At 59.7% G+C, this 23,807-nt stretch carries 23 protein-coding genes and 1 tRNA gene; 11 read left to right on the forward strand and 13 right to left on the reverse strand.

Translation table 11 applies throughout. The features are described 5' to 3' along the window. Nucleotides 1–81: 81 nt before the first annotated feature. From NIT7645_RS05360 to NIT7645_RS05370, 3 genes are read left to right on the forward strand one after another with little or no spacing between them, the layout of a single operon-like run. On the forward strand, nt 82–672 hold the full coding sequence (locus tag NIT7645_RS05360) for a TRAP transporter small permease (protein WP_037302444.1): 591 nt from the start codon (nt 82–84) through the stop codon (nt 670–672). Then, nucleotides 672–2,147: a TRAP transporter large permease gene (locus NIT7645_RS05365; protein WP_008559007.1), complete on the forward strand. Its 1,476-nt coding sequence runs from the start codon at nt 672–674 to the stop codon at nt 2,145–2,147. The genes NIT7645_RS05360 and NIT7645_RS05365 overlap by 1 nt, the downstream gene beginning before the upstream one ends. A 56-nt stretch (nt 2,148–2,203) precedes the next feature. Beyond that, complete coding sequence (locus NIT7645_RS05370; protein WP_008561604.1) at nt 2,204–3,262, forward strand: TRAP transporter substrate-binding protein; 1,059 nt, start codon at nt 2,204–2,206, stop codon at nt 3,260–3,262. Nucleotides 3,263–3,350: 88 nt separating this feature from the next. Here the strand turns inward: NIT7645_RS05370 and NIT7645_RS05375 are convergent, their stop codons facing one another. After that, nucleotides 3,351–3,806, reverse strand: a complete 456-nt coding sequence (locus NIT7645_RS05375) for a tetratricopeptide repeat protein (protein ID WP_037302441.1) — start codon at nt 3,804–3,806, stop codon at nt 3,351–3,353. Nucleotides 3,807–3,977: 171 nt separating this feature from the next. Between NIT7645_RS05375 and NIT7645_RS05380 the strand changes: the two genes are divergently transcribed. Continuing rightward, on the forward strand, nt 3,978–5,210 hold the full coding sequence (locus tag NIT7645_RS05380) for a cytochrome-c peroxidase (RefSeq protein ID WP_110732320.1): 1,233 nt from the start codon (nt 3,978–3,980) through the stop codon (nt 5,208–5,210). 67 nt (nt 5,211–5,277) lie between these two features. Here NIT7645_RS05380 and iolB read toward each other — a convergent pair whose 3' ends face one another. The 8 genes from iolB to NIT7645_RS05420 all read right to left on the reverse strand — a co-directional run bounded on the left by iolB (nt 5,278) and on the right by NIT7645_RS05420 (nt 14,812). Then, nucleotides 5,278–6,087: a 5-deoxy-glucuronate isomerase gene (iolB, locus tag NIT7645_RS05385; protein WP_008562824.1), complete on the reverse strand. Its 810-nt coding sequence runs from the start codon at nt 6,085–6,087 to the stop codon at nt 5,278–5,280. A gap of 28 nt (nt 6,088–6,115) precedes the next feature. Continuing rightward, nucleotides 6,116–7,021 (reverse strand): myo-inosose-2 dehydratase, encoded by a 906-nt coding sequence (iolE, locus tag NIT7645_RS05390; RefSeq protein WP_008559975.1) that lies wholly within the window; start codon nt 7,019–7,021, stop codon nt 6,116–6,118. Nucleotides 7,022–7,123: 102 nt separating this feature from the next. Next, complete coding sequence (iolD, locus tag NIT7645_RS05395; protein WP_008561214.1) at nt 7,124–8,953, reverse strand: 3D-(3,5/4)-trihydroxycyclohexane-1,2-dione acylhydrolase (decyclizing); 1,830 nt, start codon at nt 8,951–8,953, stop codon at nt 7,124–7,126. Then, on the reverse strand, nt 8,953–10,878 hold the full coding sequence (locus NIT7645_RS05400) for a bifunctional 5-dehydro-2-deoxygluconokinase/5-dehydro-2-deoxyphosphogluconate aldolase (protein ID WP_008562381.1): 1,926 nt from the start codon (nt 10,876–10,878) through the stop codon (nt 8,953–8,955). The genes iolD and NIT7645_RS05400 overlap by 1 nt, the downstream gene beginning before the upstream one ends. After that, on the reverse strand, nt 10,878–11,699 hold the full coding sequence (locus NIT7645_RS05405) for an ATP-binding cassette domain-containing protein (protein WP_008560427.1): 822 nt from the start codon (nt 11,697–11,699) through the stop codon (nt 10,878–10,880). Before NIT7645_RS05405 ends, NIT7645_RS05400 begins: the two co-directional genes overlap by 1 nt. Before the next feature lies 1 nt (nt 11,700). Further along, nucleotides 11,701–12,807: an ABC transporter permease gene (locus tag NIT7645_RS05410; protein ID WP_008560832.1), complete on the reverse strand. Its 1,107-nt coding sequence runs from the start codon at nt 12,805–12,807 to the stop codon at nt 11,701–11,703. 90 nt (nt 12,808–12,897) lie between these two features. Further along, nucleotides 12,898–13,824, reverse strand: a complete 927-nt coding sequence (locus NIT7645_RS05415) for a sugar ABC transporter substrate-binding protein (protein ID WP_050686310.1) — start codon at nt 13,822–13,824, stop codon at nt 12,898–12,900. Nucleotides 13,825–13,981: 157 nt separating this feature from the next. Then, nucleotides 13,982–14,812 (reverse strand): MurR/RpiR family transcriptional regulator, encoded by an 831-nt coding sequence (locus NIT7645_RS05420; protein WP_008560784.1) that lies wholly within the window; start codon nt 14,810–14,812, stop codon nt 13,982–13,984. Nucleotides 14,813–14,892: 80 nt separating this feature from the next. On the opposite strand from NIT7645_RS05420, the gene NIT7645_RS05425 reads away from it, so the two are divergent. Both NIT7645_RS05425 and iolG read left to right on the forward strand, forming a co-directional pair. Beyond that, complete coding sequence (locus NIT7645_RS05425; protein ID WP_074964227.1) at nt 14,893–16,008, forward strand: Gfo/Idh/MocA family protein; 1,116 nt, start codon at nt 14,893–14,895, stop codon at nt 16,006–16,008. Between the two features lie 20 nt (nt 16,009–16,028). Next, a complete protein-coding gene (iolG, locus tag NIT7645_RS05430; protein WP_050686314.1) occupies nt 16,029–17,030 on the forward strand; it encodes an inositol 2-dehydrogenase in 1,002 nt (333 codons plus the stop codon). A 160-nt stretch (nt 17,031–17,190) separates the two neighbouring features. On the opposite strand, the gene NIT7645_RS05435 is transcribed toward iolG, so the two are convergent. Continuing rightward, nucleotides 17,191–17,266: transfer RNA gene (locus NIT7645_RS05435), tRNA-Ile, on the reverse strand. A gap of 262 nt (nt 17,267–17,528) precedes the next feature. Here NIT7645_RS05435 and purM point away from each other — a divergent pair. The 3 genes from purM to rnd all read left to right on the forward strand — a co-directional run bounded on the left by purM (nt 17,529) and on the right by rnd (nt 20,440). Further along, nucleotides 17,529–18,575 carry a phosphoribosylformylglycinamidine cyclo-ligase gene (purM, locus tag NIT7645_RS05440; protein ID WP_008563220.1) on the forward strand — a complete coding sequence of 349 codons (1,047 nt, stop codon included), beginning with the start codon at nt 17,529–17,531 and terminating at the stop codon, nt 18,573–18,575. Further along, nucleotides 18,572–19,168, forward strand: a complete 597-nt coding sequence (gene purN, locus NIT7645_RS05445; protein WP_008562939.1) for a phosphoribosylglycinamide formyltransferase — start codon at nt 18,572–18,574, stop codon at nt 19,166–19,168. The genes purM and purN overlap by 4 nt, the downstream gene beginning before the upstream one ends. A gap of 114 nt (nt 19,169–19,282) precedes the next feature. Beyond that, nucleotides 19,283–20,440 (forward strand): ribonuclease D, encoded by a 1,158-nt coding sequence (rnd, locus tag NIT7645_RS05450; protein ID WP_008559387.1) that lies wholly within the window; start codon nt 19,283–19,285, stop codon nt 20,438–20,440. A gap of 72 nt (nt 20,441–20,512) precedes the next feature. On the opposite strand, the gene NIT7645_RS05455 is transcribed toward rnd, so the two are convergent. Beyond that, nucleotides 20,513–21,037 carry a hypothetical protein gene (locus tag NIT7645_RS05455; protein WP_037302439.1) on the reverse strand — a complete coding sequence of 175 codons (525 nt, stop codon included), beginning with the start codon at nt 21,035–21,037 and terminating at the stop codon, nt 20,513–20,515. Between the two features lie 135 nt (nt 21,038–21,172). On the opposite strand from NIT7645_RS05455, the gene NIT7645_RS05460 reads away from it, so the two are divergent. Continuing rightward, the gene (locus NIT7645_RS05460; protein ID WP_008559927.1) at nt 21,173–21,583 is read left to right on the forward strand and encodes a SufE family protein; all 411 of its coding nucleotides are present in this window, start codon (nt 21,173–21,175) and stop codon (nt 21,581–21,583) included. On the opposite strand, the gene NIT7645_RS05465 is transcribed toward NIT7645_RS05460, so the two are convergent. Further along, entirely contained in the window at nt 21,580–22,326 is a 747-nt protein-coding gene (locus NIT7645_RS05465) for a helix-turn-helix transcriptional regulator (RefSeq protein WP_008558789.1), read from the reverse strand. The genes NIT7645_RS05460 and NIT7645_RS05465 overlap by 4 nt on opposite strands. A 95-nt stretch (nt 22,327–22,421) precedes the next feature. On the opposite strand from NIT7645_RS05465, the gene NIT7645_RS05470 reads away from it, so the two are divergent. Continuing rightward, entirely contained in the window at nt 22,422–23,051 is a 630-nt protein-coding gene (locus NIT7645_RS05470; protein ID WP_050686316.1) for a glutathione S-transferase family protein, read from the forward strand. Between the two features lie 33 nt (nt 23,052–23,084). Here NIT7645_RS05470 and NIT7645_RS05475 read toward each other — a convergent pair whose 3' ends face one another. Then, nucleotides 23,085–23,807 carry a DUF1638 domain-containing protein gene (locus NIT7645_RS05475; RefSeq protein WP_008562207.1) on the reverse strand — a complete coding sequence of 241 codons (723 nt, stop codon included), beginning with the start codon at nt 23,805–23,807 and terminating at the stop codon, nt 23,085–23,087.

Below are 23,807 nucleotides of genomic sequence, written 5' to 3' on the forward strand. Positions count from 1 at the left end.
AAAGGCCCATGAGCCAGACGCCGCAGGGCGAAATGTCAGAAGGGAGATGACATTGGGAGGAAACAATAGGGGGGCGCCGGGATGACGGCGATCCTGTCTGTGCTGAACTTTCTGCGCCCGCTCAACACCGGCCTGCTTGCAGTCGGCCGTTGGGTGGGCGTTTTTGCCATTGGTCTCATGGTGGCGGCAATCCTGATCCAGGTGTTTTTCAGATATGTTCTGGGCAGCGCATTGCCTTGGCCGGACGAGGCGGCGCGGTTCTGCATGTTGTGGATGACGGGCCTGATGGCGCCCACCGCTTTTCGCAGCGGCGGGTTTGTTGCGATCGACGTGATGGACAACGTGCTGCGCGGGGCGGCCTTTCACCTGCTGCAGCTGGTTCTTTTGGCGATCTGCCTGGCGGTTCTGATCGTCGGGGTTCAGATCGGCTACAAGGAGGTGATGGGCCTTGGCGGGCGCTTTGCAACCGCCTCGCTTTATGTGCCGACATCGCTTGGTTTTGACGAATGGTACCGTGTTCCGCGCAGCTGGATGATGCTGTCGCTATTGGTTGGTGTTGCGCTGTTGATCCTCGTCAATGTTGAGCTGATCCTGGAACGCATCGTGCGGCTGTTTGGGCGGGGGGATCGCATCCCGCCGCGGCCCGGGCTGACCATGGGGGGCGCAGAATAATGCTGATCTGGTTCCTGCCGCTGTTCCTGTTTCTCTTGATGGTTGGCCTGCCGGTGTTCTTTTGCCTGTTGGCAGCCCCCGGAGCCCTGTTGTGGCTAAACGGTCAGGAACGGGATCTGACCCTGCTGTATCGCAATCTTTACAACGGGATGGACAGTTTTCCGCTCATGGCGATCCCGTTTTTCATGCTGGCGGGTGAATTGATGAACCGCGGTGGTATCACCGTGCGCCTGGTTGAGTTTTCGCAGGCGCTGATGGGCCATCTGCGGGGGGGCTTGGCACAGGTGAATATCCTGTCGTCGATCCTGTTTGCAGGGCTGTCAGGTTCTGCTGTGGCGGATACCTCTGCCCTTGGCTCCATGCTGATCCCAGCGATGGAGAAGGAAGGCTACAGCCGTAAATTCGCCGCAGCAGTCACAGCGGCCAGTTCGGTGATCGGGCCGATTATCCCGCCCTCCGGCATCATGATCATCTACGCCTATGTCATGGGCGAGAGTGTCGCTGCGCTGTTTCTTGCGGGGATCGTGCCGGGTATTCTGGTGGGCATAGGTCTGATGGTGATGGTGCGGATGATGGCGGATCGGTATGAGCTGCCTGCCGCCCGGCGTGTGGTGTTTGACAAGGTGGAGATCGGCGCGGTTGAAGCGTGGTTCTCCTTTGCACTGGTGCGGCTGAACCTTGGTCTGTTGTTTTCCCAGTTTGTCCCACTCAGCGACAGCGCCGGTGCGCAGGGGGCATGGCTCAGCTTTCTGGGGGGGGTGCTGCTGGCACATGGTTTGATGCTGGGTTTGCGCCGTGTGGTCAGCGCAGACTTCCGCGTCGTGTGCAAGCGCGCGGTGGTGCCTTTGCAGACGCCCGTGCTGATCCTTGGTGGCATTCTGGCGGGAGTGTTCACCCCGACAGAGGCGGCCGCAGTCGCCGTGGCGTATGCGCTGTTGATCAGCTTTGGCATTCTTGGCTCCATGCGGCTGTCGGACCTGCCGGAGGTCTTTTCTCGGGCGGGGATCACCTCGGCTGTGGTCCTGCTGCTGGTTGGGGCCGCGATGTCGTTCAAAACCGTCGTGAGCCTCAGCCACGCGCCAGAACAGCTGGCTGGGTTCATCCTGACCCTGTCTGAAAACCCGCTGATCCTGCTGTTTCTGATCAATCTGCTGTTGTTTGTGGTCGGGATGTTTCTGGATGCAGGGCCCGCAATCATCATCCTCGGCCCGATCCTTGGCCCGGTTTTCGAAGGGCTCGGGGTTGAGCCCGTGCATTTCGCCATCATCATGTGCGTGAACCTGACTGTGGGGCTCGCGACACCGCCGATGGGGCTGGTGTTGTTCGTTGCGGCCGCTGTGTCGCAAGAGCGCGTGACGACCATCGCCAAGGCCATCCTGCCGTTCCTTGCCATCGAAATCGCCGTGATCTTCCTGATCACCTTTGTGCCAGCGATTTCGCTGACGGTGCCGAAATTGACCGGGTTCCTGAACTAGGGGCCTGACAGATCAAGCGAATAAACCAGAATAAAAGAGCAACAGGAGGAGAAACGATGCTCAGGAATTTGGTAAAGACGGTGGCCCTGTCGGCCCTGATGGCAGGAACTGCTCTGTCGGCATATGCCGCTGACTACACCATCCGTGCGACTGCAAACTCGAACGAAAACGACGAGGATTATGACGGTCTGGTCGTGTTCAAGAACTACGTCGAAGCCGCGTCAAACGGTGCGATCGAGGTTGAGCTGTTCATCGGTACGCAGCTTTGCTCCAACGGGGCGGAATGCCTTCAGGGCGTGGCGGATGGATCCATCGACGTCTATATCTCCACATCTGGCGGCGCCTCTGGCCTGTTCCCATATGTGCAGGTTCTCGATCTGCCTTATCTGATGGCGGATGACCGGATTGCAGAACATGTTCTGTCGGGCGATTTCACCCGCCAGATGCGCAAGATGGCGTTGGAGGATTCCGGTGATGCCATCCGCCTGATGACGATTGGCAACACCGGCGGCTGGCGCAACTTTGCCAACACGAAACGCCGCGTCGCAGAGCCGTCTGACATGGAAGGCCTGAAAATCCGGACCGTTGTCGCCGATCTTCCGCAGGAACTGGTGAAGGCCCTTGGTGCGTCGCCGACGCCGATCCCGTGGCCAGAGCTGTTCACCTCCTTCCAGACCGGTGTGGTTGAGGGCTCCAAAAACGGAATTACCGACATCATGGGGATGAAGTTCCCGGATGCTGGTCTGCAATATGTGACCCTTGATGGGCACGCCTACATGGGGGCGCTGTGGTGGATGTCGAACCAGACATTCATGAACATGCCCGAAGACATGCGCCAGGTTGTTGTTGACGGCTTCTATGCCTTGCAGCAGGCAACCTTTGCCTCGCCCAAGCGCAAGTCGATCCAGGCCTATGAGGATTTTGTTGCAGGGGGTGGCGATCTCTATGTTCCGACACCCGAACAGAAGGCGGCCTTCAAAACCGCAGCGGAGCCGGTCTATGACTGGTTCAAGTCGAACGTGACCCGCGGGGATGAGATCTTTACCGCACTGACCGACGCGGTCGCAGAAGCTGAGGCAGACGTCAGCGCAGCCCGCGCAGCGGACCTGAACTGAGCCAAACCAAAGGAAACGGCGCGGGGATCACCTCGCGCCGTTTTCTCTTTTGGTTTCCTGCAGCATGTGTCCGACCAATGCTGAGCGCTCAGCGGAACGGGTACATCCAGACCTTGTAATCTTCGACAAGAACATGCGCTTTCTCAATCTCGTCCTGCGTCATTTTCTTCACCACTTCCTCAAGGCTGATGGCGGCATCGGGGTCTCCTCCGATGGCCGAAAGCGTGTACCACATATACGCGCGGACAAGATCGGGGGCAGGCATGCCGCGGCCGATCTCATAGTACCAACCGATGCCAGACTGGGCGCCGGGGTGTCCTTTCATCGCAGACCGAAGATACCACTCAAAGGCGCGCTGGTCGTCTCGCTCAACGCCAAGCCCCATGGCATACATCACACCAATCAGCTCTTCGGCGTCGGCATTCCCGGACCGGGCCGCAGGCCAGAGCGCGGCTCTGGCCTCCTCAAACTGGCCTGCTTCCATCAGATCGCGCGCCGCTTCAATTTCGGCCAGGGCAGGCAGGGGCGTACACAGCGACATCATCGCAGCGGTGGCCAGTTTCAGCAGGTGTTGGCGCATCTCATTTCCCTTCGTTGTGCCTTGGCGTCGGGGGCGGTTGCCACCGGTCTGGCGGCGGGTGCCTCTTTTGCGGACGGCGCAGAACCGGTTGTCACCCGCCCTGGGTTTCCCGCCCCGCTGCGGGCGCGTGATTTTATGCCCACCAATCCAGCCAAGGCCGAGTTGGGGCGGCTGCTATTTTACGACAAGATCCTGTCTGGGAACAGAAACATCAGCTGCGGAACCTGTCATAATCCGAGGTTTGGCACCTCTGATGGTCTCTCGCTGGGCCTCGGTGAGGGGGCATCTGGGCTGGGGCAGGAACGGCGCTCGGGTGAGGGCGTCGACCGGATACAGAAACGCATTCCGCGAAACGCTCCGGCGCTTTGGAACCTTGGCGCGACGTCGATTGCCGTCTTGATGCACGATGGCCGCATCAGCCGCGATCCGATCTATGGCAACGGCTTTAACACCCCGGCCGAGGAATGGTTGCCGCAGGGGCTGCAATCGGTTCTGGCGGCGCAGGCATTGTTTCCGATGACCAGCGGCTTTGAAATGGCGGGCAATGTGGGAGAGAACGAAGTCATCGGAGCCGTCAGGGACCGGATCGATCTTGGCTGGCCAATCATCGCCAAACGTGTGCGTGCAGTGCCGGATTATGGGCAGGCGTTTGTTGAAGCATTTGACCACGTAACCACAGCAGAGCAGGTGCAGATCACCGACATAGCAGAGGCGCTGGCCCATTTCATGGTGCAAGACTTTACCTCGTTCGACAGCCCGTTTGACGCATTTCTGGCCGGAGATCAGGCCGCGCTCTCACCCTTGCAGCGAAGGGGCGCCGATTTGTTTTTCGGCTCGGCGGGCTGCAGCGGCTGCCATGCGGGGGCTCTGTTGTCGGATCAGAAATTTCATGCACTTGGATTGCCTGCGTTTGGCCCAGGTCGCGCACGCCGGTTTGATCCCTATGCGCGGGATGTGGGCCGCATGGGCGAGAGTGATGATCTCGCAGACGCCTATCGGTTCAGAACCCCGATGCTGCGCAACGTCGAATTGACCGGGCCTTATGGTCACAATGGGGCCTATTCCACGCTTGAGCGAATGGTGCGCCATCATCTTGACCCGGAAGAGGGCAGGGCATCCTGGACACCGGCTGATCTGACATTGCCGCAGGTGGACTGGCTTGCGCCGATTGATTTTGTCATCCAGAGCGACCGTCTGGAAATGGCGCGGCAGGCGCGCACCCGCGATATCTATCTGCGCAATGACCTGAGCGATGACGACATCGACGCATTGGTCAGCTTTTTGACGTCCCTGACGGGAAAGGCCGCCCGAGAGCAGCGTTCGCGTGTTCCGGACAGCGTGCCCAGCGGTTTGCCTGTTGATCGTTAGTTGAAAAAGACGCGGGACCATCTGAGATGATCCCGCGCCCGTCATTTTGTACCGCTTTGCGCGGATCTCACTTTGCGTCGCGTTCCATGATCCATTCCACCTCAGGCGCTGCCACAAAACGCCATTTGCGCAAGGGGCCGGCCATCACGTTGAGATAGTACATCTCAAACCCGTAAGGCGCGCCGCAGGGGTGATGACCGCGCGGAACAAGGACGACATCGCCATCTGCCACAGCCATGGTTTCATCCAACTGCCCGTCATCGGTGTAGACGCGCTGAATACCAAAGCCATTGGCCGGATTGAGCCGGTGATAATAGGTCTCTTCCAGATAGGTGATCCGGGGGTAGTCGTCTTCGTCATGGCGATGGCTGGGAAAGGAGGACCAATGACCTGCGGGGGTAAAGACCTCTGTCACCAACAGGCTGTCACAATAGTCTTCGGCTTCCATCGCGATATTGTTGATGTACCGCGTATTTGTGCCTTTGCCACGCTCTGTCAGGGTGATGCCGTCAGGGCCGATTCGGCGTGCGTCGTGCCCGCCCTTGCCCGGGGCTGAACAGACGGCAATGGTGCAGTCCGTCGTCGCCTCAGCGGTCCAGTCACTGCCATTGGGCAGATAGAGACAATGCGGCGGCGTCTTTTCAAAGACGTTCATCCGGTCGCCAAGCTCGCCCCAATCCTGACCTGCGCCAGTGATGTTTGCCTTGCCTTCGACCATGACCAGAATGACCTCACGGTCGCCAGTCACATCGGCCGCGGTTTCGCCCGCCCGCAAACGGTGCAGCGCAAAACCGACATAACGCCAACCTGCGCTTTCCGGGGTGATGCGATGCACTTCGCCGTGGGTGCCAAAGGGTTTTCTGAGCAGATCGCTCATGGCTTTGCCTCCTGTGTTTTGAGGTGCATCATGCCTCTACGGTCAGGCCGTAGCGGGTGCACAGATCGCGGATCGTTTCATAGCCCAGTTTGGACGCCTCATATGGGGCGACCTTTGCGGGATCCTGTTCAGCCTCAACCACGATCCAGCCAGCATAGTCCATCTTGGCCAGTTTTTCCGTGACAGCCGCAAAGTCAATGGAACCCTCGGCATCGCCCGGGACGGTAAAGGCACCTGCGATGACGGCATCCAAGAAGGACCAGTTTTCAGCCCGCGCCTGCGAGGCGATGTTGGCGCGCAGATCCTTGTAATGGACGTGGTGAATCCGGTCGCCCCATTTGTCCAACGTCCCCAACAGATCACCGCCGCCAAAGACCAGATGACCTGTATCATAAAGCAGCGTGACCTCGGGGCTGCTGGCCTCCATCAGCCAGTCGATGTCCTGTTGATCCTCGATAAAGGCGCCCATGTGGTGATGATAGGCAAGCGGCAGGCCCTTGTCCGTCATCCATTTGGCGATCTCCGACAGTTTGGCGGCATAGCCGTGCACGTCGTCACGGCTCAGCTTGGGGCGGTTGTTGACCGGTGTGCCCTGATCGCCCTGAACGGTGTTTGAGCATTCGGCATAGACCAGACAAGGCGCGCCAAGGGCTGCAAATTGCTCCACCTGTTCCTGAATGGCGGCCTTTTCGGTGGCGACATCATTGACCAAAAGATTGCCAGAGCACCAACCGCCACACAGGGCAATGTCATACTCGTTCAAGTATTTGCGCAGGCCTTCGGTGTCTTGCGGCATACGGCGGCCGCGCTCAACGCCGGTGTAGCCGATGTCGCGTGCCTCGCTCAGGGCCTGTTCCATTGTGTAGGCTGCGGTCAGGTCCGGCAGGTCGTCGTTCTGCCAGGCGATGGGGGAGATACCAATCTTGACGCTCATGGTCGTGGTCTTTCTGTTGTGACGCGGCTCAACGCGCCAATGTCTGTTGTCTTGATACTTCGGTCCCCCGCGTCGCGCAGGTCAGCGACACGGGGTGGGCGCTCAATTCAAGGCGCGGGCTTTGATCTGTTTTTCGTACTCCGCCCGCTTGGCGCGGACCTCTTCGCGCGCCGAGACCTCGGGCACTGCGACGTCCCACCAGAACCCACCATCCGGGGTGGAGGGGTAGGGATCTGTATCGATCACGATCACAAACGGACCTTTTGCCGATTTCGATCGCTGCAGCGCGTCTTCAAGTTCCGCGATCGAAGAGACGTGAACCGACGCAGCCCCCATAGAGGCGGCATGGGCGGCGAAGTCGATATTGGCTGGGTTCACGTGATAGCTGTGATCCAGCAGGTTGTTGAACTCGGCTCCGCCGGTGCCCATTTGCAGCCGGTTGATACAGCCATAACCCCGATTGTCGGTGATCACGACAGTCATATCGATGCCGAGCATGGCTGCGGTGGCCAATTCGGAGTTGGCCATCATGTAGCTGCCATCGCCGATCATGCAGATCACCTCGCGGTCAGGCTGGGCCATCTTGATGCCCATGGCGCCTGCGATTTCATATCCCATGCAGGAATAGCCGTACTCCATGTGGTAGGCACCGGGGCGGGGGGCCTTCCAGAGTTTATGCAGCTCTCCCGGCATGGTGCCCGCAGCGCACATGACGACCGTGTCGGGGCCGGAACTGCGCTGGACTGCGCCGATCACATGCTGGTCGCTTGGCGACTGAATGTCGTCTCGCGGGGCGGCGGTCAGAGGGTCGACGGCCGCGAACCATGCTTCCTTCAGGGCTGAAGGCGGCGCTTCTGCGCAATGGTCGCCAAGCGCCTCGCTCAGCTGTTCCAACCCGATCAGCGCATCACAGCACAGTGGTTCTGCGCCGTGCTTCATCGCATCATATGCGGCCACATTGAGCGAGATGAGTTTGCGAGCAGGGTTCTGAAACAGGTTCCAGGATCCCGTGGTGAAATCCTGAAAGCGGGTCCCAACGCCCAGCACCACATCCGCATCCGTGCAGATCTCGTTTGCCGACCCGGCGCCGGTTACACCAACGGGGCCCAGGTTCAGAGGATGGTCCCAGGCAAGGGCGGATTTGCCGGCTTGGCTCTCCACCACAGGGATCTGATGCGTTTCGGCAAAGGCGCGCAGTGCATCGCAGGCACCTGAATAATGCGCCCCGCCACCGGCGACGATCACGGGTTTCTTCGCTGCCCTGATCAACTCTGCCGCATGTGCAAGTTCTCGGGCATCCGGGAGAGCCCGGCGAATGTACCACGTGCGCGGCTCAAAAAACGCCTCGGGCCAGTCGTAGGCCTCGGCCTGAACGTCCTGACAGAACGCCAGTGTCACCGGGCCACAGTCGGCAGGGTCCGTCATCGTGCGAAAGGCGCGCGGCAAGGCAGTCAGCAGCTGCTCTGGTCGGGTGATCCGGTCGAAATAACGGCTAACCGGTTTAAAGCAGTCATTGGCGCTGATGGTGCCGTCGTTGAAATTCTCGACCTGCTGCAACACGGGGTCCGGGCCGCGCCCTGCAAAGACATCACCGGGGATCAGCAGCAGGGGGAGGCGATTGACATGGGCAAGGGCGGCAGCCGTGACCATGTTGGTCGCGCCAGGCCCGATTGACGAGGTCACAGCCATGGCACGTTTGCGGCCGGATTGTTTGGCATAGGCGATGGCCGCATGGGCCATGGTTTGCTCATTGTGACCACGATAGGTGCGAAAGCTCTCGCGTTCAGCATAGAGCGCTTCGCCCAGGCCAGCGACGTTGCCATGACCAAAGATGGCCCAGATGCCGTCAAGGAACGGCACGCCATCTTCGTTCAGCTGCGCCGCCAGATAGCGAACCATGGCCTGTGCGGCGGTCAGTCGGATCATTGTCATCAAACGGCTCCCTGTGCTTTTTGTTTTTGAACGCTATCACGCGCGTCGCCCCAAATGTCGCAGAGGCGTGCGTAGTTCTCTGTCATCCGGCTCACGGCCTCACGATCGTCCAGCTTGCCTGCAAACCAGTCCCGTGCCACCTGGCCAAAGATGGTCCGACCCACGGCAAAGCCTTTGACCAGCGGGAAGCGTGTTGCAAGGGCAAAGCTCTCGCGCAGATCGTCTTCCGGGGCGTCCAGCCCGAGAACCACGATGCCGCGTGTCCGCTTGTCATTGCGTTCGATCGCCTCACAGCTTGCAGCCCAGGCCGCTTCGGTGCGGAAGGGTTCCAGCTTCCACCAATCGGGATAAATCCCGGCATCATAGATGCGCTGGATCACGGTTGGGGTGGTTGTGTCATCAACCGCACCCACCTTGGAGGGGATGACCTCCAGCAGGAACTCCAGCCCGTTTCGACGACAGGATTGGAACAGGCGACGGACGGTCGAGAGGTGATCCTCCCACATGGCATCATCATCGTCCGGGTGCGGAAAACACAGGCATTTCACAACGTGATTCGTAGGCCATTCCTTCAACCCGCCGCAGTCTTCTCCGACCTGCGGCTCCAACCGCAAGGGGCGCGAGCCCGGCCATTCCACCGGACGTCCGATCCAAAGACCCTGGTCTGCAGCTGCATGGAGCGCGCGGGTGCCGACACGACCGTCGCACAGAATGCCGTGGCCCCCGCGCCCGGCGGCCTGCGCAACTGCAGCTTCCAGACACAGCTCTTTGAAGGCGCTGATCTTTTCGGGCGTCGCGCCCTCCATCTCTTCCATCTGACTGCGATGATCAAACGCAAAGACGCGGATGTCGTCCCAGTCCAGTTTGCGGGTGGTTGACCAGTGGATCTGCTCCAGTGCCTGGTCTTTGCGCAGGGCCTTTTCCTGGATCCCACGGTCGAGGAAGAACAGCAGTTCCTCCCAGCTTGGATAGGCCGGGGTGCAGCCGTGGCGGCTGACAGCAAACGCACCGCAGGCGTTGGCGTATTTCAGCGACGTGGGCCAGTCTTCGTTGTCGAGCCAACCCTTGAGAAGACCGGACATGAAGCCATCACCAGCGCCGAGGACATTGAACACCTCGATGGGAAAGCCGGGGCCGGTCTGCCCATCATTCAGGCTGTCGGGAATATCACCAACAAAGGCAGCCGCCCCGTCTGCACCGCGTTTGCAGACCAGCACCGCGCCGGATACGGCGCGCACCGCGCGCAGCGCAGCAATGGTGTCTGTGGTTCCGCCTGCGATGTGGAATTCTTCCTCCGTGCCGACGATCAGATCGAACAGATGCAATGTCGACTGGAGCTTTGCTGTCACGGCATCCGAGGCGATGAAACGGTTTTCGCCATCTCCGTGCCCGGACAGCCCCCAAAGGTTGGGGCGAAAATCGATATCGAGCGCGGTTTGTGCGCCGTGTTTGCGCGCCAGTTCCAGCGCTTTGAGAACCGCGGCTTCGGTGCGTGGGTTGCTCAGATGGGTGCCGGTTGCCACAACGGCCCGGGCGCGGGCGATGAATGCCTCATCCACGTCGTCAACACTCAGCGCCATATCGGCACAGTTTTCGCGGTAGAAAATCAGCGGAAACTGTTCTTCATCCCGAATGCCCAAAAGCACAAGCGCGGTCAGGCGGTCGGGATCGGTGAGGACGCCCGTGACGTCCACACCTTCCTTGATCAGTTCTTCACGCAGGAAACGGCCCATGTGCTCATCCCCGACCTTGGTCAGCAAGGCAGAGCGCAAGCCGAGCCGAGCCGTTCCTGTGGCCATATTGGTGGGTGAGCCGCCGACATATTTTTCGAACGAGCGCATGTCCTCAAGCCGACCGCCAATCTGTGCTCCGTACAGGTCCACAGAGGAGCGACCGATCGTGATGAGATCAAGATCTTTTGTCATCAGACAGTTCCTTCCAGAGAACCTTCAAGCTGGGCCAATTCCTGACCACCTGCCATCAGATCCTGCAGTTCTTCGGGGGTAATATCGCCGCGCGTGGCAGTGCCAAGCGTCTGACCGCGGTTAAGCACGGTGAAACGATCGCCAACTGCCAGCGCGTGGCGGACGTTGTGTGAGATAAAGACGACCCCGACGCCCTGTTTGCGCACCCGGTCGATGGTGGCCAGAACATTGGAGGTCTGGCGCACGCCAAGTGCAGAGGTCGGCTCGTCCAGGATCAGCACTCGCGCGCCAAAGTATACGGCACGTGCGATGGCAACCGTTTGGCGTTCGCCACCGGACAATGTGCCAACCGCCTGGTCGGGGCCACGCAGGTTGATGCCCATCTTGCGCATTTCCTCGACGGCGGTCTCGTTCATCTTTTCGACGTCCATCCGCCGGAAGGGTCTGCGCCCCTTCACCGGCTCGCGGCCCATGAAGAAGTTACGCGTGACGCTCATCAGGGGGATCATTGCAAGATCCTGGAAAACCGTAGCGATCCCGGCCTCCATCGCGTCACGTGGGCTGGTGAAGTTCATCGGCTTGCCGTCGATGGTGATTTCACCCTTGGTTGGTTGATGAACGCCCGACATCGTTTTGATAAATGTCGATTTTCCGGCGCCGTTATCGCCCAGCAGGCAGTGGCATTCTCCGGGCCTTACGTCAAAGCTGACGCCAGCCAGGGCGATGATGTTGCCAAAGTGCTTTTCGATGTTTTTCATCTGGATGATCGGCTTGGCTTCGCGCTGCGGATCACCGTGGTGGAATGTCGTGTCCTGGGTCATATCAACGCTCCCCCGTCACGCGCTTGCGGATATAGTTGTTGAACAGAACCGCGATCAGCAGCATGCCGCCAAGGAAGATCTGGAACCAGTCCTGGTCAAAGTCGGTGTAGGTCAGCCCGATGGTCACCATGCCAAAGATGATGGCGCCAAAGAATGCCCCGATCGCCGAGCCGTAGCCCCCGGTAAGGAGACAGCCGCCGATAACCGCCGCGATGATGGCTTCGAACTCTTTCATGAACCCGCGGCGGGCGTCGGTCGACCCTGCATCCATCACGGTGATGATGGCAACCAATGCGGCACAGATCGCTGTCACCATGAAGAGCGAGATCTTGACCTTTCGCACCGGAACACCGGAATTTGCAGCGGCGTTGCGGTCCCCGCCTGATGCAAACACCCAGTTGCCTTGCGGTGTGCGCAGCAAAACGTAGGTGGCAACCAGCGACAGCGCGATGAACCACAGGATTTCGACCGGAATTCCGGGCACCTTGGGGGTGCCGTTCTTGAAGGTGTCGATCAGGCCAATTTCTGCCAGCGCGACGAAAATCGGACCGAAGGCATCGCCGGAAAAGAAGGGCGCGAGCCAGTCGTCCTGAACTGCGTCACGGACGCCTCGCAGCTGGGTAGAGCCGCCCGACGCAAGTTTCAGACCAACAAGCGACGCGCCACGCAGGACGAAGAGAAACGCCAAGGTCACGATAAAGGAGGGCAGGCCGGTGCGCAGGACGATCATGCCATTCATTGCGCCAAGACCAGCCGCCACCGCCATGGTCAGCGGGATCGCCACAATAAGGGGCAGGCCAAAGGTGACGACACTTGCGCCAAAAATGAGACCTGCAAAAGCCACCATGGAGCCGATGGAGAGGTCAAACTCCCCCCCGATCATCAGCATGGCGGCGCCGATCGCGAGGATGCCCAGCTGGGCTGCGGGGGTCATGAAGTTCATGATGCCAGACAGCGTGAACATGGCGCTGTCGGCGGTGATCAGGAAGAAGGCGGTTACCAGGATAACCCCGGCGATTGCACCCAGTTCGGGCCGCTTCATCAGCCGCGCTCCCAGGCCTTCTTGTTTTAGACGTTCGTCTTGGACGGTTTGGGCCATGTTGGCCATCTCAGGCACTCCCTTCAGACAAAGAGAGGCCGTGGCGCGGCAGAATGCGCCACGGCCCCCTGAATGGATTAAACGTTTTGCGAAAAAGGCTTAGCGGATGCCTTCAGCGCTCAGCTCAACCACTTGGGACGCTTTGTCCGCGGTGATCAGGTTCGGGCCGGAAGGCACGTTGCCGCCGGGGATCAGGCCATAGCTTGCGTTCAGCGCCAGGAAGGAGACCGGCAGGTAACCTTGCAGGAACTGCTGCTGGTCGATTGCGAAGGCGGCTTCGCCCTTGGAGACGCTTTCGAGGAAGTTTGCGGAGAGGTCAAAGGTCGCAACATTGACTTCCCCGGTCCGGCCAACCGATGCAACCGCACGGATTGCAGGCTCACCAACCAGCGACGCGCCAAGACCCATCACGGTGTCGATGTCGGGGTTGGATTCCAGAGCGGCTTTCACCTTTGCTTCGACTTCTGCGGGGTCGTTTTGCGTCGGGATCACGTCAACGGACCCGCCAAAACCGTCAGAGAAACCCTGGCAGCGCAGGTCGAGCGCAACGTTGCCGACCTCCTGGTTCACACAGATGCCAACGGTGCCACCCATAGAGGCCAGTTTCTCGCCCGCGGCCTTGCCGGCGGTGTATTCGTCCTGACCAACATGCAGCAGCGCGCCAAGCTCTTTGGACACGTCAGAGCCGGAGTTCATGGAAATCACGGGAATACCTGCCTCGACCGCGCGCTTGATGGACGGTGCCAGTGCGTCGGCGTCAGGGATGGACACGACCAGCCCATCGGGCTCTTGGTTCACAGCTGCGTCGATCAGCTGGCTCATCTGAACCATGTCAAAGGTCTCGGGCGAACGGAAATCAACGTTCGCACCGGTGTGTTCTGCCGCCTTGTCGACGCCGTTTTTGACAACCGACCAGAACGGGTCGTTAGCCTGGCCGTGGGCGACAACAATGATGTCCTGCGCCATTGCGGGTGCTGCCAATGCGAGTGTTGCGGCAACAGCCGCTGTTTTAACCAAAGTCTTCAATTCTTCCTCCCATATGTGTTGGCCATACGTCTGGCCATCAGGTCCGTAGCGACAAATCTTGGCTACGGTGCCCCTCTCTTTTCGGCCTTCAGCCGAGGGGTGGATCCGTCTCGAATCGCAACCGTGGAAAATTTATTCCATTTTTGAAAAGGCTGAGTCAAGTTGCCTTCCGCTTTTCTGCGGTCAGAACGGAGAGCGCCGTGGTGAGGGTGAGGGAGGCGTTGAGGGAACGGAAGCCCGCGACCTCGTGTTCGCGCACAACAAGGGTTTCGGTCGCGAATTCGAAGAGGGGGCATTTTTCTGAATCGGTCAGCCCAAAGACCGTCGCCCCACGTTCGGCTGCGATCCGGGCATCGTTGATCGTGGTCTGCGAAAAGGGGGCGAAAGTCACTGCAAGCATGGCGTCTTCGGGGCTGACCAGGTGGTGATTGCTCAGGTGGCCCACGTGGGTGTGCAGATGCGTGGGCACGTCCAGGTTTTCCAGAAGATAAGCCATGTTGCTGACCACGGCAAACGCCCGTCTCGCACCGATCAGGTGAACAATTCTGGCTTGGGACAGGCCCTCTGCTACCTTTATAAGGCCATCATTTGCAACGGAATTTCCAAGAGAGATGAGCGATTTCTGTCCAGCTTCGGCGAAATCGGCGAGCAGTTGACCGCTGCTGTGGTCCTGATCGGATCGCAGTGTGGCAAGCCGTTCCTCGTAGTCGGGGCGAAAACTGGTGTACTGCTCGCGAAAAAGGGCCTGCATATCGGAATAGCCGCCAAAGCCGAAGACCTGACAGAAGCGCATGTAGACAGAGGGCGCAACGCCCGCTGCCTTGGCCATATCGGAGACAGTCGAGACGGCAACAAGGTGGAGATTGCGGCGGGTGAATGTGGCGCATTGATCCATCCGCTTCGGCAGGGTTCCGATGATTTCATCCAGCCGGTTAATCGCGGCAGTGATGGTTGCTGGCGGCTGCGCTTGCTGGTCATTTTCTGTCACGGGCTGTCCTCTTGCTTGACAGGCTTAGTTTAATCGCTCATCACCAAAAATGGAACAAAAATTCCATATGGGAGGGAGTTGTGATTCTACGCCTTGGTCTGATTGGTACCGGATTTATGGGCAAGGCCCACGCGCTTGCCTATCGCGCGGCTGGCGCAGTTTTTGGGGATCTGCCAGAGGTGCAGCTGTCCGTCCTCTGCGATACACCAGCTGCAAGTGCGCAGAAATACGCACGACAGTTCGGTTTTGCCCGCCCCACTGATGACTGGCGCGCGCTGGTGGCATCCCCTGACGTTGACATTGTTTCGATCACCACGCCAAACGGCCTACACAAGGAGATGGCGCTGGCGGCGATTGCGGCTGGCAAACATGTCCATTGTGAAAAACCCATGGCGTTGACGATTGAAGACGCCGAAGAGATGGAAGCCGCCGCGCGGACAGCCGGCGTTCATACGATGGTGGGATACAACTACATCCACAATCCAGCGGTGGGACATGCGCGCAAGCTGATCGCGGATGGTGTCATCGGCACCCCGGTCCATTTCCGGGGATGGGTGGATGAGGACTATCAAGCCGACCCGAATTTGCCCTGGACCTGGCGGGCGCGACGCGCGGATGCGGGGCTGGGCACGCTGGGGGATCTCGGCTGCCATCTGGTGTCGATGTCGCAAGTCCTGATGGGTGAAATTGACAGCCTCATCGCGGACACTCAGATCATTCACAAAACCCGCTCCATGCCTGATGGCTCTGGTCATGGTACGGTTGAAAACGAAGATACCGCTTCGGCCATCCTGCGCTACAAAAACGGTGCACAGGGGACGATGTGTACCTCGCGCTCTGCCTGGGGGCGCAAGAACAAGCTGGATTGGGAAGTCCACGGCACAAAGGGGATGATCACCTTCAGCCAGGAACGACTGAATGAGCTGCAGCTTTTCACCAATGAAGGCCCGCGGGCCGAGCAGGGGTTCCGCACGATCCTGACGGGCGCCGATCACCCGCCCTATGCCGCCTTTTGTCCTGCGCCGGGCCACCAGCTGGGGTTTGGCGATCTAAAGACCATCGAGGTTGCAAATTTCCTGCGCGCTGTTGCGGCCGGACAGGAAACATATCCGAATTTCACGGACGCGCTTGCCATTGAGCGTGTCATTCATGCAATCGACACATCCGCCCGTGACGGCGCACGTGTATCCCTCTGAGTTCCTTGAAAGGACAAATCATGAAAGTTGCTCTCTTTGGTGCGGGGCGCATTGGCAAGGTCCATGCCGCATCTATCAAAATCGACCCGCGCTCCGAGCTCGTCGCGGTGACCGATGTCATGACCGAAGCCGCCGAGGCGCTTGCAGCGGAATACGGGATCAAGGCCTGTTCTGCCGACGAAATCCTAGCAGACAGCAGCATCGACGCTATCTTGATTGCATCCTCCACAAACACGCATTCCGATCTGATCGAGGCAGGTGTTAAGGCGGGCAAGGCGATTTTCTGTGAAAAGCCGATCGATCTGTCACTGGAGCGGGCGCATCAGGTCCTCAAGATCGCGGCCAGCCATGACAAGCCGATGATGATGGGCTTCAACCGTCGTTTTGATCCGAACTTCATGGCGCTCAAGGCGGCGCTTGAGGCGGGCGAAATCGGCAAGTGGGAAATGCTGGCCGTTACCTCCTATGACCCCGCGCCACCTCCGGTGAGCTACATCAAGGTCTCTGGCGGCCTTTATCGGGACATGATGATCCACGATTTCGACATGTGCTCTTATCTCTTCGGGATGCCCAAGAGCGTCATGGCTCACGGCTCGTGCCTTGTTGATCCGCAGATTGGTGAAGCAGGCGACATCGACACGGCGGTCGTTGTTCTGACGTATGAAGATGGCCGGATTGCAACCATCCGCAACTCGCGCCGTGCGCCTTATGGCTATGACCAGAGAGTTGAGGTGCTGGGATCTGACGGGACGCTTGCGGCCGAAAATGAGCTGGAAAACACCGTTGTGAAATCCACCACCTCCGGCGTTACCTCAGCCAAGCCGGTCTATTTCTTCCTCGAACGCTACATGCGGGCCTACGGCATTGAATGGTCTGCCTTTGTCGACGCCGTTGTGGACGGAAAGTCGGTCCCCGCAGGCATTCAGGACGGCGTGAATGCGCTTGCCCTTGCTGAGGCTGCAAATCAGTCGCTGCAGTCTGGCCGTCCGGTGGATGTCACGGCAGAGCTGACAGGCGCCTGATCGCCCGATTGAGCGGCGTAGCAGCCGTTTGAGTGAGCTAACAAAACTGTGGGTCAGGTGGGTAACTGCCTGACCCTTTTTCGTGTCAAGGGCCAGAGGTGGACCGCCACGACGATCTGTCGCGACTGCAGCGCGATGGCGGGAGGGGGATGTGATGAAATGGTAGGCCCGGCAGGATTCGAACCTGCAACCAAAGCGTTATGAGCGCTCTGCTCTAACCGTTGAGCTACAGGCCCGCCACGGTTTGGTTATGTAATCGCGGCGAAGAGGTCAAGCCGAGATCGCGCCAGACGGGTCTTCTTTCCCCAAGGGGAAACAGGCGCTTTGCCCTCTTGCCTAACGCAACGGATGCTGTTGCCCGATCATGGGGCGGTTTCCCAGCACGCCGCGGTGAAAATGCGGACTGTCGGCCACGTCTGGGCATGTGGCAGATTCCCCTGTTTCTTTCTTCCCTGCCTTGCGCTAAAGGCTGCGCAACGTCTTTGAAGGAGCACTGAGATGACCAGCGGCAAGAACGGTTTGACCTACGCAGACGCGGGGGTGGATATTGATGCAGGCAACGCTTTGGTGGATCGCATCAAACCCGCCGCGAAACGGACCAACCGTTCTGGCGTGATGAGCGGGCTGGGTGGTTTTGGCGCGCTGTTCGATCTGAAGGACGCCGGATACAACGATCCCATCCTGGTCGGCGCAACGGACGGTGTTGGCACCAAGCTGCGCATCGCCATCGACACCGGTGTCGTGGACGGTGTGGGCATCGATCTGGTTGCGATGTGTGTCAACGATCTGGTTTGCCAAGGCGCAGAACCGCTGTTCTTCCTCGACTATTTCGCAACTGGAAAGCTGGAAACAGAAACGGCTGCCCGCATCATCGAAGGCATCGCCGAGGGCTGCGTGCGCTCCGGCTGCGCGCTGATCGGTGGTGAGACGGCTGAAATGCCGGGCATGTACCCCAAGGGCGATTTTGACCTCGCAGGCTTTGCCGTCGGCGCAATGGAGCGCGGCACTGCGCTGCCTGCTGATGTGCAGGAGGGGGATGTTCTTCTGGGGCTCGCTTCTGACGGGGTTCATTCCAACGGGTATTCTTTGGTGCGCAAGCTGGTTGAGGTTTCTGGCCTTGGCTGGGACGCAGACTGCCCATTCGGCGAGGGCACATTGGGGGAGGCGCTCCTGACGCCAACCCGGCTTTACGTCAAACAGTGCCTTGCAGCGGTGCGGGCAGGGGGCGTGCATGCGCTGGCCCATATCACCGGCGGCGGTCTGACCGAAAACCTGCCTCGTGTGCTGCCCGAAGATCTGGGCGCGGACATTGACCTGAACGCCTGGGAGCTGCCGCCCGTCTTCAAATGGATGGCTGAAACCGGCGGTATCGCCGAGGCGGAGATGCTGAAGACCTTCAACTGCGGCATTGGCATGATCCTGTCCATTTCTGCAGAGCGCGCAGATGAACTGGTTCAGGTGCTGGAAGCCGAGGGCGAAACAGTCTCGCGTCTGGGCACTGTGACGGCTGGTGCGGGGATGCGCTACTCGGGCAAGCTGCTGTGAGCCACAAGCGCGTCGCGATTTTGATTTCGGGCGGCGGCTCCAATATGGTGTCGCTGGTCGAGAGCATGACCGGCGATCATCCAGCGCGGCCCTGTCTTGTGTTGTCGAACATTGCCAGTGCTGGCGGGCTGACAAAAGCTGCCGCAGCTGGCATCCCGACCGCTGTGGTGGATCACAAACCCTTCGGCAAGGACCGCGCGGCGTTTGAGGCAGAGTTGGTCAAACCGATCCTTGACGCTGGCGCCGACATCGTTTGCCTCGCCGGTTTCATGCGCGTGCTGACAGACGGTTTCGTGTCGCAGTTTCAGGGGCGGATGCTGAATATTCATCCCTCGCTGTTGCCCAAGTACACAGGTCTGAACACCCATGCACGGGCGCTGGAGGCAGGTGATCGCCAGCATGGCTGTACCGTTCACGAGGTCACGGCCGTTCTGGATGACGGACCGATCCTGGGGCAGGCGCGCGTGGATGTAGCAGCGGATGATACGCCCGAAACCCTGGCGGCCAAGGTGTTGGTGGAGGAGCACAAACTCTACCCCGCGGTGCTGCGCCGCTATGCGGCAGGGGATCGCACCCCTGTAATTCTCGGCTAAATGTCACACAAGGGCGTCAGCTGCATCCCGCAGCTGGCGCCCAATTGCATTGCGCAAGGCGAGCGCGTATCACCGATGCATATGATGACCTGAATATCTGGATATCTTCGCTTTATGAAAACGATCACGACCACCGATGAATTGGAAACCTTCTGTCAGGAGGCCGCCCAGCACCCATATGTGACGGTGGACACGGAGTTTCTCCGCGAACGCACGTATTTTTCCAAACTCTGTCTCGTCCAGCTGGCCTATCCCGGCAAAGATAACGAAAACGCTGTCCTGGTGGACCCGCTGGCGGATGGCCTGTCACTTGAGCCGCTTTATGCGCTGTTTCGAAACGAGTCCGTGGTCAAGGTCTTTCATGCCGCCCGCCAGGATCTGGAAATCTTCTGGGTTGATGCGCAGGTCTTTCCGACGCCGCTGTTTGACACGCAGGTCGCTGCGATGGTCTGCGGCTTTGGCGAGCAGGTCGGATATGAGACGCTGGTGCGCAAGATCGTGAAGCAGGGCTTGGACAAGACCTCTCGCTTTACGGACTGGTCACGCCGCCCGCTGAGCGATGCGCAGAAAACCTATGCGCTGGCGGATGTGACCCATCTGCGGCAGATTTACGAACATCTCGCAGCTGAACTCAAGCGGACGGAGCGGTCTCATTGGGTGGCGGAGGAACTGCAGGTTCTGACCGATCCTGCCACATATGAAATCAATCCCCGCGATGCCTGGCGTCGGGTCAAGACGCGTACCAATTCCGGCAAGTTTCTCGCCGTTGTGCGCGAGCTGGCAGCCTTTCGCGAAACCTATGCCAAAACAAACAACGTGCCCCGTAACCGGGTTTTCAAGGACGATGCACTGGTTGAGCTTGCCTCGACCAAACCACGCTCAGCGTCAGATCTGGGCAATTCACGGCTCCTGCTGAGAGAGGCGCGCAAGGGCGCGATTGCCGATGGCATCCTTGAGGCCATCGCAAAAGGCGTTGCGTGCCGGGCAAGTGATCTGCCGCAGGTCGATAAAAGCCGCGAAAAGATGCAGGTAAATCCCGCACTTGCAGATCTGCTGCGGGTTCTGTTGAAGGCCAAGACCGAAGCCTCTGGTGTTGCCGCAAAACTGATCGCGCCGAGCGCGGATCTGGATGCGATTGCAGCGGGTCAGCGCAATGTTCCTGCCCTTAATGGATGGCGCCTTGAGGTGTTTGGCGCAGATGCGCTTCGCCTGTGCAACGGCGAGATTGCGCTGGCAGCCAAGGGCCAATCGGTAAAGGTTGTCACGCTCTGACAGCCCATCATCGGGCTCAAACGAAAAAAGGCGCCGCAACGGGCGCCTTTTTTCGTTTCAGGTCGGGGTCCCTCAGCGGCGGCTTTCCCTTGCGTTCTGCTCGGCAACGACACGGATGCTGCGCACACCGGCCAGCTGCTGACGGCTCAGGCTGACAGCGGCCCGGAGGGTGCGGGTGCGATCACTGCCGACAGGCGTTCTATACCCGGGATAGATGGCGCGGAACGTGAAATCCAGTGTCGCGTCCTTGGTCCGTTCATCGCGGTCAGCCTCGTCCAGGCGCAGCTCAACCCCGTAGGCGCCCTGACGTGCAGCGATCCCGGTGGCATAAACGATGGCCCCTGTTGGCGTCCGCTCCACGCGCATGTCGCTTACGCTTTGGACCAGAACGGTCTGGTCAACGGCCTCGGGGCGGGCAAAGACACTGACCCGGTCTTTTTGCGGGATCAGCGGGTTAACCGGTGCGCTGCTGTCCTCAACCACTTCGACCTCATCCGATCCACCGAACCAGTTCAGTGGGTTGACGCGCGAGTCGCGAAAGCCACAGCCAGACAGTGCCACGGCCCCGATCAGGAGGACTGCGATTGATCTTTGCATGATGGTTCACCCGTTCAATATGTCCACGCTAGTGCTACCCGATTGCAGACCACTTGAAAAGCTGTTGAAAAGCCATTGTTTGCGGCTTAGGTCCACCTGTGTCGCCGGGCAGAAACGAAATGAGGAAAAACCGTCATGGCCAGTGCAGCCTTTGAAGAGATTGTCGAGGATTTCGAGTTTCTCGAGGATTGGGAAGATCGCTATCGCCACGTGATCGAACAGGGCAAGGCGATGGCGCCTCTGGATGATGCGTTGAAGGTGCCGGCCACCAAGGTGGATGGTTGCGCCAGCCAGGTTTGGCTGCACCCGACCATCGAAAACGGCGTGTTCCACTTTGATGGCGAAAGCGATGCGATGATCGTTCGGGGCCTGATCGCGGTGTTGCGCGCGCTTTACAACGGGCTGAGCGTCGCAGAGGTGCTGCAGGTGGATGCGCGGGCAGAGATGGGGCGCCTTGGCCTGAATGAACACCTGTCTGCGCAACGCTCAAATGGGCTGACCGCGATGGTGCAGCGCATTCGCGAAACCGCCGCTGCAGCCGCCTAACCCCCTGATCCCGGGGACCAGCTGCAACTGTATTGGTCATTCTCGGCCAGCCAGGCTTCTTCACGGGCGCGCAATTTTGCTATGAACTCCCGCAGGAGTGTCACCCGGCGAGGGCGAAAGCTCTCGTCGGTATTTTTGTATCCGTCGATGCGGGTGACGTGAAAGCTGCGAAAATCCTGTCGTTTGCAGCACCAGGCAAGCAGCATGACACTGCGATCATAATATGACAGGGCAAGCGGATAGATCCGCCGTTCGGTTCGTGCGTCTTTCAGGTCGCGGTAGCCGATGTCCAGCGCCTCTTCGGCCCACATGGCTTCTCGCAAGAGGGTCATGTCAATTGTGGGTGTGGCGGGCGTGTTAAACCGCTGGACCAGATTGACCGCATGCATGGCCTGTCGCTGCTGGCGTTCGGGAAGGGTGGCGAGGATCTTGACCAGGGCATCATTGGCGGCTTGCGCGAGATCTGCATCGCCACGCTGGTTTACATCCGCCAGACCAAGCGTCAGCGCCTCCAGTTCGATCTGGGTAAAGGTCTGCGGGGGCAATGCGGGATCTTCGACCATTGTATAGCCAAGACCTGCCTCGCCCTCGATCCGGGCACCTGCTGCGCGCAGGCTGTCGATGTCACGATAAATCGTGCGTTCAGAGACCTCCATCGCGGCGGCAAGCCGCGCGGCCGTCACGGGCGGTCTGAGGCCCCGGATAAGGTGCAGAAGACGAAAGAGGCGGTCTGTTTTGGCCATGGCTTTCTATCGCAGATCCATCCTGACAGGAATTGGCAGGAGCCTAGCCACATAAGCCGATCATCAGCAACAGCGAAGTTTGAAAGGTCATTGATATGCCAACGCTTTACCACTCTCCCAACAGCCGGTCCTCCCGTGTGATCGCACAGCTCATGCTCATGAAAAAGCTGGACGCGGTCGAGATTGTAACCGTCGATGTGCCCCGCCATGACGGCGCCGGTCGCCGTGACCCGCGCAACCCCCATCCCGAAGGCAAGGTGCCCTATCTTGTCACCGATGAAGGGCAGGGCATCCGCGAGAGCGCGGCGATCATGATGTATCTGGATGAACTCTTTGGACAGCCGTTCAGCCCGCAGATCGGCACGCCTGATCGGGGCCGCTATCTCAGCTGGATGGCCTACTCCGGTGGGGTGCTGGAACCGGTTCTGGTGGCGGCCTTTTCCGGTCTGGATCACGCCGCATTCAAGAGCACGTTCCGCAGCATGGAAGAGGTCTGCACAGCGCTGGAGACAGCGCTGGAGGGGGGCTGCTTTCTCTTGGGTGATGCGCTCTGCGTTGCGGATATTCTGCTGGCATCGCCTTTCCAGTGGGCGCCGCACCTGATGCCGGACAGCCCTGCGATCAAGGCTTGGGTGAAACGGGTCGATGAGCGTCTTGATGGTGACGCAATCGCGGCGTTCGAGGCCGAGGCAATGAAAGAGCTGAGCGCGCTGGAAGACGCCTGAAGCGCGACGGCAAAAAAAGGGGGGTGTGCGGGATCAGTCCCGCGCGCCGCCACCCCACTGCAACATCGCCCCCTCAAGGTCGCCATAGCCGGTGTGGCGATGCTCAAACGCCAGCCCCATCCGGTCGGCGCAGTCTTTCGCCTTGGCAAGAAGATCAGCGTCGGTGATCTGTGACTGGTAGACCAGCTTGGTGTAATTCCCGAACACCATGTCCCGCAGTTCCGGATGCTTATCGAGGCCCATTGGTCGCCAGACAAAGGCATCAAACTGTTTCACCAGGAAATCGGTCAGGTAAAAGGCGGTGATTTCGCCCTCATCGGTGTGGCGGGCAAAGGTCTCGTTGCCTTCAAAGAAGGAATAGCAATGCGGCCCTGCGATCATCTCGACACCAAGCTCCGCGCATTTGCGCTCCAGCACTCCGCCGGTCCCGCAGTCGGCGTAGACCACATGAATGGTGTCGTAGGTCATGCGATGTTTCGCGACAGCCCCTTCGACAGCATCGACAATCTGTTCAGGATAAAGGTGCAGTTTCGCAGGCAGGCAGGTCAGGTCGATGTGATCCAGTTGATTTGCATCCTTGATGGCAAGGATTTCACGGGCAAGCGCCCCACAGGCAATCAACAGGATACGGCCGGTCTTTTTCTCCGGGGCTGCCAGACCCCGTTCGGTGAGGGAGCTTTCCTCAAGCGAACGCCCTGAGGGCGGTTGGAACGCCGCCCGCTCAGTCAGGCGGGCGGCGCGTCCTTTGCGTGCCAA

The sequence above is a fragment of the Phaeobacter italicus genome, from assembly GCF_001258055.1.
GTDB classification, from domain to species: Bacteria; Pseudomonadota; Alphaproteobacteria; order Rhodobacterales; family Rhodobacteraceae; genus Phaeobacter; species Phaeobacter italicus.

Bases quoted from the DNA above. Each gene is read 5' to 3' on its own strand.
- NIT7645_RS05375 (WP_037302441.1), bottom strand. From the start codon at position 3,806: ATGATGTCGCTGTGTACGCCCCTGCCTGCCCTGGCCGAAATTGAAGCG.
- iolG (WP_050686314.1), top strand. From the start codon at position 16,029: ATGAAAGTTGCTCTCTTTGGTGCGGGGCGCATTGGCAAGGTCCATGCC.
- purM (WP_008563220.1), top strand. From the start codon at position 17,529: ATGACCAGCGGCAAGAACGGTTTGACCTACGCAGACGCGGGGGTGGAT.
- NIT7645_RS05465 (WP_008558789.1), bottom strand. From the start codon at position 22,326: ATGGCCAAAACAGACCGCCTCTTTCGTCTTCTGCACCTTATCCGGGGC.
- NIT7645_RS05460 (WP_008559927.1), top strand. From the start codon at position 21,173: ATGGCCAGTGCAGCCTTTGAAGAGATTGTCGAGGATTTCGAGTTTCTC.
- NIT7645_RS05405 (WP_008560427.1), bottom strand. From the start codon at position 11,699: ATGACCCAGGACACGACATTCCACCACGGTGATCCGCAGCGCGAAGCC.
- NIT7645_RS05380 (WP_110732320.1), top strand. From the start codon at position 3,978: ATGCCCACCAATCCAGCCAAGGCCGAGTTGGGGCGGCTGCTATTTTAC.
- NIT7645_RS05455 (WP_037302439.1), bottom strand. From the start codon at position 21,037: ATGCAAAGATCAATCGCAGTCCTCCTGATCGGGGCCGTGGCACTGTCT.
- NIT7645_RS05400 (WP_008562381.1), bottom strand. From the start codon at position 10,878: ATGACAAAAGATCTTGATCTCATCACGATCGGTCGCTCCTCTGTGGAC.
- iolD (WP_008561214.1), bottom strand. From the start codon at position 8,953: ATGACAATGATCCGACTGACCGCCGCACAGGCCATGGTTCGCTATCTG.
- iolE (WP_008559975.1), bottom strand. From the start codon at position 7,021: ATGAGCGTCAAGATTGGTATCTCCCCCATCGCCTGGCAGAACGACGAC.
- NIT7645_RS05370 (WP_008561604.1), top strand. From the start codon at position 2,204: ATGCTCAGGAATTTGGTAAAGACGGTGGCCCTGTCGGCCCTGATGGCA.
- NIT7645_RS05360 (WP_037302444.1), top strand. From the start codon at position 82: ATGACGGCGATCCTGTCTGTGCTGAACTTTCTGCGCCCGCTCAACACC.
- rnd (WP_008559387.1), top strand. From the start codon at position 19,283: ATGAAAACGATCACGACCACCGATGAATTGGAAACCTTCTGTCAGGAG.
- NIT7645_RS05470 (WP_050686316.1), top strand. From the start codon at position 22,422: ATGCCAACGCTTTACCACTCTCCCAACAGCCGGTCCTCCCGTGTGATC.
- iolB (WP_008562824.1), bottom strand. From the start codon at position 6,087: ATGAGCGATCTGCTCAGAAAACCCTTTGGCACCCACGGCGAAGTGCAT.
- NIT7645_RS05365 (WP_008559007.1), top strand. From the start codon at position 672: ATGCTGATCTGGTTCCTGCCGCTGTTCCTGTTTCTCTTGATGGTTGGC.
- NIT7645_RS05410 (WP_008560832.1), bottom strand. From the start codon at position 12,807: ATGGCCAACATGGCCCAAACCGTCCAAGACGAACGTCTAAAACAAGAA.